General features: G+C 39.9%; 10 protein-coding genes and 1 riboswitch. Of the genes, 6 read left to right on the forward strand and 4 right to left on the reverse strand.

The window, feature by feature from the left end; all coding sequences use genetic code 11:
- Positions 1–63 precede the first annotated feature (63 nt).
- Complete coding sequence (locus tag ACFX4W_RS23345) at positions 64–768, forward strand: cell wall hydrolase (RefSeq protein ID WP_043979612.1); 705 nt, start codon at positions 64–66, stop codon at positions 766–768.
- 25 nt (positions 769–793) lie between these two features.
- On the opposite strand, the gene ACFX4W_RS23350 is transcribed toward ACFX4W_RS23345, so the two are convergent.
- On the reverse strand, positions 794–1153 hold the full coding sequence (locus tag ACFX4W_RS23350) for a YueI family protein (RefSeq protein ID WP_013082250.1): 360 nt from the start codon (positions 1151–1153) through the stop codon (positions 794–796).
- Positions 1154–1828: 675 nt separating this feature from the next.
- On the opposite strand from ACFX4W_RS23350, the gene ACFX4W_RS23355 reads away from it, so the two are divergent.
- The 5 genes from ACFX4W_RS23355 to ACFX4W_RS23375 all read left to right on the forward strand — a co-directional run bounded on the left by ACFX4W_RS23355 (position 1829) and on the right by ACFX4W_RS23375 (position 4925).
- A complete protein-coding gene (locus ACFX4W_RS23355; RefSeq protein ID WP_043979610.1) occupies positions 1829–2125 on the forward strand; it encodes a hypothetical protein in 297 nt (98 codons plus the stop codon).
- 230 nt (positions 2126–2355) lie between these two features.
- The gene (locus ACFX4W_RS23360; protein ID WP_013055996.1) at positions 2356–3654 is read left to right on the forward strand and encodes an NCS2 family permease; all 1299 of its coding nucleotides are present in this window, start codon (positions 2356–2358) and stop codon (positions 3652–3654) included.
- A gap of 173 nt (positions 3655–3827) precedes the next feature.
- Positions 3828–4202, forward strand: coding sequence for a cbb3-type cytochrome c oxidase subunit I (locus tag ACFX4W_RS23365; protein ID WP_043979607.1), 375 nt, complete (start codon positions 3828–3830; stop codon positions 4200–4202).
- A 204-nt stretch (positions 4203–4406) separates the two neighbouring features.
- Complete coding sequence (locus ACFX4W_RS23370) at positions 4407–4670, forward strand: hypothetical protein (RefSeq protein WP_013055998.1); 264 nt, start codon at positions 4407–4409, stop codon at positions 4668–4670.
- Positions 4671–4718: 48 nt separating this feature from the next.
- Positions 4719–4925 (forward strand): hypothetical protein, encoded by a 207-nt coding sequence (locus ACFX4W_RS23375; protein ID WP_013055999.1) that lies wholly within the window; start codon positions 4719–4721, stop codon positions 4923–4925.
- A 57-nt stretch (positions 4926–4982) separates the two neighbouring features.
- Here the strand turns inward: ACFX4W_RS23375 and ACFX4W_RS23380 are convergent, their stop codons facing one another.
- The 3 genes from ACFX4W_RS23380 to ACFX4W_RS23390 form a co-directional block, all read right to left on the reverse strand.
- Positions 4983–5780 (reverse strand): Cof-type HAD-IIB family hydrolase, encoded by a 798-nt coding sequence (locus tag ACFX4W_RS23380; protein ID WP_013082254.1) that lies wholly within the window; start codon positions 5778–5780, stop codon positions 4983–4985.
- Positions 5781–6161: 381 nt separating this feature from the next.
- Positions 6162–9605, reverse strand: coding sequence for a methionine synthase (gene metH / locus ACFX4W_RS23385; RefSeq protein WP_043979603.1), 3444 nt, complete (start codon positions 9603–9605; stop codon positions 6162–6164).
- Entirely contained in the window at positions 9606–11444 is a 1839-nt protein-coding gene (locus ACFX4W_RS23390) for a bifunctional homocysteine S-methyltransferase/methylenetetrahydrofolate reductase (protein WP_043979601.1), read from the reverse strand.
- Between the two features lie 107 nt (positions 11445–11551).
- A riboswitch (SAM riboswitch) is annotated at positions 11552–11658 on the reverse strand.
- Positions 11659–11672: the final 14 nt, after the last annotated feature.

The following is an 11672-nucleotide window of genomic DNA, read 5'->3' on the forward strand; positions in this document are numbered from 1 at the left end:
CGGTGAAACCCCTATATTGCTATGATAGAGTAATACCATACGAAATTTCAGGAGGTATTACCTATGAAACATAGTTATATGAAATCAATGGTAGTAGCTTGTTTAGCTACTCTTTCATTTATAGGTTTTAATGCAACAGCTACGGCTGCAACTAATTATAAAGTAGTCAAAGGCGATAGTCTTTGGAAGTTAGGTAAAAGATATAGTGTAACAATTGACGACATTAAAAAATTAAACAATCGTCAAGGAGATATGATTTATATTGGTGAAACATTAGCGATTCCGAGTAAGACAAAAGTGCTGGCTGCTGAAACAACGGAACCTTCAACGGCAGCCCCAGCTAAGCCAGAAGCAAAACCAGAAGCAAAACCCGCAGAGCAGGAAACACCTGCAGTTTCGATTTCAGCAAGTGAAAAAGATTTATTAGCTCGCTTAGTAGAAGCTGAAGCAAAAGGCGAATCATATGAAGGAAAAGTAGGGGTAGCAACAGTGGTGTTAAACCGTGTAGATTCTCCGAAGTTTCCAGATACGGTAACAGGAGTTATTAAACAAGTTGTCGGAAAAGCATACGCTTTTTCACCGGTCCAAAACGGATCAATTAACAAACCTGCTTCAGAAGATTCGAAAAAAGCAGTAGAGCAAGCATTGACTAGAAAAGATCGTTTAGACGATTCCATTTACTTTTATAATCCAAAAACAGCTACCGATAACTGGATTCGTTCACGTGCTGTAATTAAAACAATTGATCATCATGTATTTGCCAAATAAAAAAGAGCCGTTCTGGCTCTTTTTTTTAGTCTAAAAAAATATCTCGTTCCAAACTGCCTTCAGAACCTGTTAAAACCAGACCAATATCGGTATCAGCTTCTAAGTTCTGAACGATAGTAAAAGGCACTTTATGTTGGTTAGCCGCTTGAATATAGGGGGAGAGGTATGAGTAAGACAAGGAGCCATTTAAAAACAAATGACCGTCTTTCACTTTTTTTAAAAGAGGCTTTATTTTTGCTGCATCCTTTTTCATGACTTGCCCTTTTTTTAGCGCAAGTTCAATATTCTCACGTAGAGCAGTTAAGAAATATCTTCTTTCGTCTCTTTTTGTTTCCTTTGCTCCGTACATTCCTCGTTCTAAGTATTCTTCTAGTTGATCAGACATTGCGTCACTTCCTTTCGTTATAAACTATAAACGATTATGGCTATAAGTAAAAGGGACAGGAAAAAAGGAAAATCACTGTGCTATATCACCTGTTTTTTTGCTGAGTACAAAGAAAAACAAAAAATGTGTTGAAATTTAGCCTGAAATATTGTTTAATGTAAATAGATAGAAAATCATATCGGTTTTTTATTAAAGGTTTGTAAGCGATTACAGATATACATACATAGCAGCGTTTGGGGAGACGCTCCTATGATTTTATGTTCAAAGCGCATTGTATAAAAAGGGGATTATATAGCTTTAGGGCATATACGGTCAAGCAAAGGGTCAGATAAATTAATAAAAAATCGTTATGTATTTTCATAAGAAGAACGGTCAACATTTTTGTTGAGCGTTCTTTTTATGCGTTCATATTATGTTTATTCCTCATTGCAGCAGGTGCTGAAAATCGTAAAGGTCCATTCCTCGTTTCATCTCTCTTATTTTACATAAGTTACATGTAGTATGTTTCAAAGCCTTAAAAAATATATGTCTCTACGCTTGTTTAATCCTAACGAGGTGGTGGAAAAGGAATATTTTTTAAGAAATCACAAAAAAAGAGGCGATCGCCTATGCAAGAAGTAGGTGAATAACATATGTAATAAAGAGAATGAAATATAATTTGAGGAGGCATGTATCATGCAAGAATTTGATATTAATGACATAAGAAGACCATTCGGTGGTTTTGGAGGCTTTGGTCGTCCAGGATTCGGTTTCGGAGGCTTTGGTCGTCCAGGATTCGGTTTCGGTCGCCCAGGTTTTGGTTTCGGTCGTCCTGGTTTTGGCTTTGGCTTTGGTCGCCCTTGGGGTTGGGGCTTTGGAGCTCCATTTCTTGGAGGATTAGTTCTTGGAAGTGCATTAGGAGGTCCAGGTTATTACGGTTATCCAGCACCATATTATCCGCCGTACCCACCATATTATCCTTATTATTATTAAAACAATGAGCGCTGATAAAGCGCTCTTTTATTATGTCCAGTCCAAGATATATATAGAATGAATGCAAGACGTTACGTTTAGAAAATGATAACAGTTTTAAATAAGGAATGAACGCTTAAGCTAAAGGAGACAAGTTTTCCTTGCAACAATTGTTGATTTTGCTATAATAACTTCGGTGGCATTTTTGGTCACTGGGTGGGCGAGGGATAGATGAAAAGAAGGAAATTAGATTGAACGCATTATTTGAAAAGTTGTTTCGTTTAAACGACCACCAAACAACTGTTGGAAAAGAAAGTTTAGCTGGGGTCATTTCATTTCTTTCCATCGTGTATATTATTGCTGTTAATTCAACCATTTTGTCTGATGCTGGTATTCCGCTTGAAGCAGGAATATTCGCAACAGTAGCTTCGGCTTTTGTAGGCTGTGTTATTATGGCTTTTTGGGCAAACGCGCCTCTTATTTTGGTGCCAGGTATGGGGATTAATGCATTGTTTACGTATACGATGGTTCAATCAATGGGGTTATCTTGGCAAGAAGGGTTATTAGCAGTAGTGATATCCGGCTTTCTTTTTATAGCATTAGCTTTCTCACGACTGTCTGCCAAAATTGTCTCTTCGATTCCGCATTCGCTAAAAGAAGCGATAACAGTCGGTGTTGGCTTATTTTTAACATTTATTGGTTTGCAAAAAGGGAAGCTTGTAGTTCCAAGCGAAAACACTTTTGTAGCACTTGGAGACTTGTCAGATCCGTTTGTGATCAGTACGCTGTTGACGTTAATTATCACAATCGTACTGTTTATCCGAAATGTGAAAGGTAACTTTTTGTTAAGCATGATTGCTGGATCAGTCCTTGCCTTCTTACTTGGTGTAAGAAGCGGTGCAGAAAAAGGACAGTCCGCTGGGAGCGTAAACGACTTTTTTAGCAGCTTTGGCACATTGTCTTTTGGAGCTATTGGAGACGTTGCGTTTTGGGCAGCTGTCTTTTCATTAACAATGGTATTGATTTTTGAAAATATCGGTTTGCTGCATGGTCAGCTAGGTATGATGAATCAAGATAGCAAATTTCCGCGGGCCTTTCAAGCAACAGCCGCCTCAGCTTTGCTAAGCGGCGTGTTTGGAACAAGTCCAACGGTGTCTTCTGTAGAAGGAGCATCTGGTATTGCAGCTGGAGGGCGAACGGGTTTAACATCACTGATTACAGGAGTTTTATTTTTAAGTTCACTTCTGTTTATTCCATTTATCAAGCTGGTTCCAGATAGTGCTATTGCACCTATTCTTATTGTTATTGGAGCATTGATGATTCAAAATATCAAAAACATCAATTTACAGGACTTAACAGAAGGTTTCCCTGCATTTTTAATTATTGCGCTTATTCCTCTTACGTACAGCATTGCTGATGGAATTGCATTTGGGTTCATTGCGTATCCACTGCTTAAATTATTCCTTGGTAAAATGCGTGAAGTATCGATGTTTATGTATGTAAGCGCGCTGTTGTTTTTCTTGAATTTTGTGCTGCATTATATTGCTTAAAATAGACAGCTGAGTACTTTTGCTCAGCTGTTTTTTGTGTTTGCGGTAAAGAATCCTCTTTTTAGATATCATACTCCGTATTTCGTGTCCTTTGGCTAACTTCCGCTTCTAAAATGACGTTTCCTGCGTAAAGTAGTACAGAAGTCGGAGGGGGATATAAGGGGGAGAAAATGATGGGAATTAAATTAATTAAAATATCAGCCGTTTATTTTGGACTTGGCATCATATTGGGGTATTATATGTCAATTGTTCACAGCTACGCTTTGACCCCTGTTCACGTGCACATCAATTTATTAGGATGGACGTCGCTTACGTTAGCGGGACTTATTTATTATTTGTTTCCTGCGTTTAGCGAAAGTAAATTAGCCAAACTGCACGTATGGTTGCATAATATAGGATTACCGGTCATGATGATTGGTTTATTTTTCATGATCGTACTAGAAAACCAAGCTTTTACACCCGTAGTGGCAGCAGGCGCAACACTTACGGCTATTGGCGTTTTAATTTTCGTATATCACATCCTTAAAAATTTGAAATCTGAACGATAAACGAAGAAGGTCGTTGACGATGACTCCTAATTTCAAAAGGAAAAAGAACCAGCTATAGCGAATATACATGTAAACAAGGTGAAAGTGTGATTTACATAAAGGTGTGCTAGGCATCTTTATAAGGAGGGGTAAGCTGCAGGGATTTCTAGCTCTTATAAAAGCCAATAAAAGGGCTGATTATAAGTTTCTTGCGGCGGAGATACTATGGGAGAACATCAACAATTAGTGCGTGTTAGGGAGCTAGCAAATGAAATTATTCGACTTCGTCTTCAAGACCGTACGACTTATGACGAATTAGAGTTGCAAAATAATGTAGAGTTGTTGTCTCGTTCTGTGGTTGACTTAGTAAACATTATGTTAGCCGAAGATGTGGATTCGTCTACGTCTTTAAAAGCTACAGCTTCTAAAATGAAAATGGTGTATAATAACATGCATCAAGCTGAGAAAAAAGATTATTTGCATTTCTAATTGCTAGGCTCCTTTTCGCCACAAACGAAATGGAGGTGTACGAGGCAGATGCTATCGTCACTAACGACTTCTGAAGCTATTGTAGCATCCGTTCTTGCACTGGTTGTCATTGCCGTTTCCATTATCTTTTTTGCCACTCTTATTATGGTTGTTGTTCGACGAGAAAGAATCAGCAGCTTGGTTAATCACGGAGAGCATGCAGATGGAAAGCAAAAAAGCTTAGGTGAATTTTTTCGTTCTTTACGGAAAAAATAACTACCGTTTTCTTATTAAATAGATAAAAGCGGTCAATTTAAACGTTGACCGCTTTTTTTAGATGGTTTGCTTATTTTTTTCTAAAACAATACCCGCTGCTTCACTAACAGATGACACAACAGCAGAGGCGTGGCGCTGCACAGCTTCAGGAGCTGTAGCCATAGCGAAACTGTTCGGCGTTAATTGAAACATAGGAATATCATTAAATGAATCCCCCACACATGCAATTTCCTCTGGTTTTAGCTGAAGATGATTTAATAAAATTTCAATGGCATTTCCTTTGCTGATATGTTTAGGCATAATATCCAAACACTGCTTGGCAGAAATATATGTATCAATATAATCACCAAACTCTTCGTTCACTTCTTTTTGCAGAGCTACCATTTCATCATGATCTCCAAGAACCGTGATTTTAGATGGAGAAAGAGCGTGACCAAATGAATCCGTCATTTCAATTTGTTCTTCGATAGGGAAAAACATGTGAGTTTCAATCGCTTCAATAATTTCATTTCGCTGCTCTACGTAATTCGTGTCGTTTGAACAGACAAGCGTAATACGGTTAGGATCTATCGTTTTTTTATAAAGTTGAACCGCTAAATCATCTTCAAACACTTTTCCATGAAGTTCTTGATTTTCTTTGGTCCACACAAATCCTCCGTTTTGGCTAATGCGATGAAATGTATTATTAATATCAGTAGAAATCTTTAAAATTTCCGTATCCATTCGTCCAGACGCAAGACAAACCTCTACTCCTTGGCGCTGAAGTTCACTAAGTGCGTCTGCATTATGCTGTTCTACGTATTTTTCTTCGTGTAAAAGAGTGCCATCTAAGTCGCTTACAAATAATTTAATCATTGCTTGAAAATTCCTTTCCCTGAAAAATTTGCTGTGACAAGAGCGTTACAAATTTATTACATTCCTTATTCTATCAGTGTTTCCCAAGAAACTCATAAAAAAAGCTCAGACCGGCGGTGAATTCAAAGAGATTAAGACATAACTGCATCAATTTTTTTCGCAGGAGTCTTCGCCTTGCCCTTCAGTCAACAGCTAGAAACAGCTACATGAAATCCAGTTCACGATCACAATGAAAAAAATCCGAACGCAGTTGATTCTCAATTAAGAATCTGGATTTACGGTTCGGATCTTTCTTCAGCTAAAACCCATTTGTCGCAGCCTTTTTTTCAGGTTTGTTCACTGTAAAAAAACAGCCGCGGTCTAAAAGACCGCGGCCATATTTTACAATACGTTAAAATATTTCGCTTCAGGATGTGCAAAAACAAGGGCTGTAACAGAAGCTTCTGGTTCCATCATGAAACCGTCTGTTAACTGAATGCCGATGTCTTCAGGTTTAAGTAATTTAAACAGTTTTGCTTGGTCCTCAAGGTCTGGACATGCAGGATATCCGAATGAAAAACGCTGACCTTGGTATTTGGCTGAAAAACGCTCCGCCATTGTAAAGTCAGGCGAATCGGGGAATCCCCAGCGGTCACGAATTTGCTGATGAACACGTTCTGCTAATCCTTCAGCTAGTTCAAGCGCAAGAGCTTGGAACACGTGACTCTTTAAAAACTCGCCGTTTTCTTTGAATTTCGCCGCGCGTTCGCGAATGCCTGTTCCTGCTGTTACAGAGAAGAAACATACATAGTCCATCTCTTTTTCTTTAGGCTTTGCAAAATCAGATAAGCACAAGAACTGTCCTTTTGCTTGTCGAGGGAAGGTAAAGCGTTCAATTTCTGTTTTTTCATCAGCAGGATCATAAATAATTAAATCATTTCCGTCTGCTTGAGCAGGGAAGAACTGATAAATAACCGCTGGCTTAATTAAGTTTTCTTTTAGTGCCAGTTCGAGCAGGTCATCAACGGTTTCTTTTAATTGAACAGCACGCTCATCTTTTTCAGCAAGCAGCTTATTCACTTTTCCTTTTAGTCCTAAGTGATGGCCTAAAAGCATCTGCCAGTTAATATACGGAAGAACCTGTGCCAAATCGTAGTGTTTAACAACGTGGCGCTTTAAATCAGCAGGTACAAAAACAGGAGAGTCCGTTGAAATGGCGGATCTTTCTAAAACAGCCGTAGCTGCTTGAGCGGTTTGAGGCTGGCGTTCTCGAACCGTTACTTTCTTTTCTTGCCGCGTTTTTAAATCTGCTAAAAGCTGAATAACTTCTTCTTTGTTCTGCAGCTTATTTGCTAACGCTAATCCGTCCATCGCATCTTTGGCGTAGAGGACCGCACCTTCATATTCCGGGGCAATTTTAAAGTCAGTAAATTTACGGGAAAGGGCAGCGCCTCCTACCATAATTGGAACATCAATGCTTGATTGTGTTAAATCTTGGGCAGTCAAAACCATTTGCTGAGCTGACTTTACTAGAAGACCTGACAGGCCAATGATGTCTGGCTTTTCTTCTTTTACTGCTTCAATCAGCTGCTGGGGCGTTACTTTAATTCCTAAATCTATTACTTTAAAACCATTGTTGCTTAAAATGATGTCTACTAAGTTTTTACCGATATCATGCACGTCGCCTTTAACCGTTGCAAGAATAACTTTGCCTTTTCCAGAATCATTTTCAGTTGCTTCCATATGAGGTTCTAAAAAGGCAACGGATGCTTTCATCACTTCCGCACTTTGAAGCACTTCTGCTACAATCAGCTGGTTGTCATTAAACAAACGTCCAACTTCCGCCATCCCCTTCATAAGCGGTCCGTTAATAATATCTAACGGATCATCATATTGAGCTAAAGCCTGTTCTAAATCAGGAAGCAATCCTTCTTTTGTACCTTCGACAATATACATTGCCAATCGTTCTTCGAGTGTTAACGTAGAAATTTCTACTTTTGCTTCTTTCTTTTTATCACGATAAAAGTCGGTAAACGTGCTTAACGTTTCATCAGTTGTGTTAAATAATAACGCATTAGCAAGCTCAATTTCAGCTTCTGGAATAGAAGCATAGCGCTCTAACTTTTCGGTATTAACAATGGCATAATCGAGTCCAGCCTGCGTACAGTGATAAAGGTAAACCGCATTTAGTACTTCACGTCCGACTGGAGGAAGACCGAATGACACGTTACTTACGCCGAGAATGGTCAGGCAATCAGGCAGGGCTTCTTTAATCATTTTAATCCCCTTAACTGTTTCTTCAGCAGAACCAATGTATTGTTCATCACCAGTCCCTACAGGAAACACAAGAGGGTCAAAAATAATATCTTTTGGATTAAAGCCATGTTTTTCAACAAGCAAATCATGTGAGCGTTTAGCAATCTCTACTTTTCGTTCTGCAGTAACGGCCATGCCTGTTTCATCGATTGTACCGACAACCAGAGCTGCACCGAATTTTTTTGCTAGCGGTAAGATTGCATCAAAACGCTCTTCACCATCTTCTAAGTTAATGGAGTTAATAATGACCTTACCTTGCGAGTACGTTAAAGCTTTTTCAATAACTTTCTCGTCCGTTGAATCGATTACAAGAGGAACCTTCACTTTTTTTACAACTTCTTGAATAAATTCCTCCATGTCTTCCATTTCTTCACGGTCCGGATCTGCCAAGCAAATATCAATAACGTGAGCACCATTTTTAACTTGAGCACGCGCAATTTCAGATGCTTCTTCAATTTTTCCTTCCGCAATCAGACGCTTGAACTTGCGAGAACCGATTACATTCGTACGTTCTCCCACAAAAAGAGGGCGCATAGAATCGTCATATACAAGCGGTTCAATACCGGTTACAGCATGGTTATGCTCGGAGCGATCAAGCGAACGGGGCGCAACCTCTTTTACCGCTTCCGCCAGTGCTTTAATATGAGCAGGCGTTGTACCGCAGCATCCGCCTACAAAGTTCAGCCAGCCTTTATCAGCAAACCCTTTAATTTTTTGAGCAAGCAGCTCAGGGGATTCATGATAATTGCCTTCTTCATCCGGAAGTCCAGCGTTTGGATAACAGCTAACTGCTGAAGTGGCTAGGTCTGAAAGAGAGCGAATATGATCCGTCATAAATTCAGGGCCTGTCGCGCAGTTAAGTCCGACTGAAAGAGGCTTCATGTGTTCCAGTGATAAGTAAAAAGATTCGATATCTTGACCAGCGAGAGTTGTTCCCATCGGCTCAATTGTTCCTGAAATCATAATAGGAACTTCGGTTTTTAGTTTTTCAAACGCCGCTGTAATACCTAAAAATGCGGCTTTTACGTTCAGCATATCTTGACAGGTTTCGACTAAAAGCAAGTCAACGCCGCCGTCTAACAAACCTCGAGCTTGCTCTTCATACGATTCTACTAACTCAGGGAATGTAATACCTCCGGTAACAGAGAGAGTTTTAGTGGTAGGACCGATAGCTCCAGCTACGAACCTAGGCCATTCGGGAGTTGAATATTTATCGCGGGCTGCACAAGCAAGCTTCACAGCTTCGATATTCAATTCATACGCCAAGTGACCTAAATCGTATTCATCAAGTACGGTAGATGTTGAGCCAAACGTATTGGTTTCAATGATGTCAGCACCTGCTGCAAAGTACTCTTCATGAATGCGCTGAATCACATGAGGCGCTGTTCGAGTCAAATATTCGTTGCAGCCTTCATATTCTTCGCCGCCAAAATCTTCAGCGGTTAAATCAGCATCTTGAATCATCGTTCCCATTGCTCCATCGATGATGAGTATTCGCTTCTTTAGTTGTTGTTCGATAAGTGAGCTCATTTATATCTTCCTTTCTGATGTAACAAGTTGCTTGTCATGAATATAGCGTGTTAGAATTTCGGTCATTTCATAGCGCATAAACGGCGTAATTAAGTAAATACCGTCAAATAACTCATATGCTGTATCAATTAAGCTTTTTGCAATCGCAAGACCTTCGACTTCACCGCGGATTCGGTCATTTCCCGTTGCATCCATGCGTTCTAGAATATCTTCTGATAATTTAATTCCAGGTACTTCATGGTGAATAAATCGAGCATTTCTTGCGCTTGTTAACGGCATGATACCGATATATACCGGTGTTGTTAAATGTTTGGTTGCTTCATATACCTCTTCAATTTGCTTAGTTGAATAGAGAGGCTGAGTAATGAAATAGTGAGCCCCGCAGTCGATTTTCTTTTCCAAACGCTGAACGGCTCGGTCTAAGTGACGCACGTTTGGGTTAAAGGCAGCTGCAATGGAAAAATTGGTTTTTTGACCAAGTGGTTTGCCGGAATAAGATAGTCCTTCATTAAACTGAGCGATTAAACTAATCAAGTCAAATGAAGATAAATCGTAGACCGAAGTGGCGCCAGGGAAATCGCCAACTTTTGACGGATCACCCGTAATTGCAAGTACTTGATTCATTCCTAGCGTATGAAGTCCCATTAAATGAGATTGAAGTCCAATTAAATTTCGGTCGCGACAGGTAATATGAATAAGCGGTCGTGCTTTTGTTTCTTGCTGCATCAGTGTTGCCATTGCCAAGTTGCTGATGCGAGGTGAGGCAAGAGAATTATCAGCTAATGTAATAGCATCTACGCCGACTTTATCAAGTGCTTTTGCGCCTTCTAAAAATTTCGTCGGACCAAGCTGTTTAGGCGGATCTAGCTCGACGATAACCGAGCGGCGCTTCTTCACAATTTCATGCATATGAGGTTTATCCTGCTGCTCACGCTCTTGAACCGTAACGGCAGGTCTCATTTTAACAACTTTGCTTGTAATCGGAGGCAGCTCTTTTAAGGCAGATGACATTGCGCGTACGTGAGCTGGTGTTGTACCGCAGCATCCTCCAATTAAGCGAACCCCTTGTTCGCGGAATAAACGCGCGCTTTCTACAAAGTAGTCTTCATTTGTTTCATATTCCAGCTTTCCTTCCACATACGCCGGAAGGCTGGCATTAGGGTAAGCAGATAAGAAAGCACGATCAGGAAGCGGTACTTCTTCAAGAGACTGAATCATATGATAAGGACCTAAACGGCAGTTTAGCCCGACAACATCTGCTCCCAGCGCCTCTAATTCTTTTAATGCATCTGCTAAAGGGCGGCCATCTTGCAGTACGCCAATATCATGCAGGGAAACGTGAGTAATAATAGGCTTATCCGTTTCTTTTCTTGCCAGTGTAAGAACGGTTTTTAATTCTTCGAAATCATAGTATGTTTCAAACAAAAGGCCATCCACGCCTTCATTTAAAAGCCAAAACATCTGTTCACGAATGCTTCGCTTAACCTCTTCTAAACTAATAGCGTTTTTTTGGAAAGAACGAATTCCGCCGAGTGTACCAACCACGTAAGCCTGATCTTTTGCAGCTTGTTTCGCTAATTTTACACCAGCAACATTGATGTCTTTGACTGAATCTTCTAATCCATAACGGGCAAGTTTTTGATAATTAGCAGCGTACGTATTTGTTTGAATAACGTTTGCACCAGCTTCTACATAGGCTCTGTGAATACGAGCAACCTCTTCTGGTTTGGTGATGTTTAGTTCTTCAAAACAGCTGTCAATACCGTGTGAGTAAAGGAGGGTACCAGTGGCACCATCCCCAATTAAAATTTTAGACTTTAAATCTTCAAGTAACCCCATGTCAAAACCTCCTTAAATTGTTCCGCTTCTATTTCACGAGTGATTCGTTTTATGCAATATGCCGATAAAATAGAAAAAGTCTTCTTAAGAAGAAGACTTTTTTCGCCTTCTTATCTTCCAAGCAATAAATTGCTTGCTGGATTTAGCACCATGTCTCTAACGACTGGTTGCTGAGGTTTCAAAGGGCCAGTCCCTCCACCTCTCATGATAAGAATCAATTGTATATAA

This window comes from Priestia sp. YIM B13489 (genome assembly GCF_042787645.1).
Lineage (GTDB): Bacteria > Bacillota > Bacilli > Bacillales > Bacillaceae_H > Priestia > Priestia megaterium.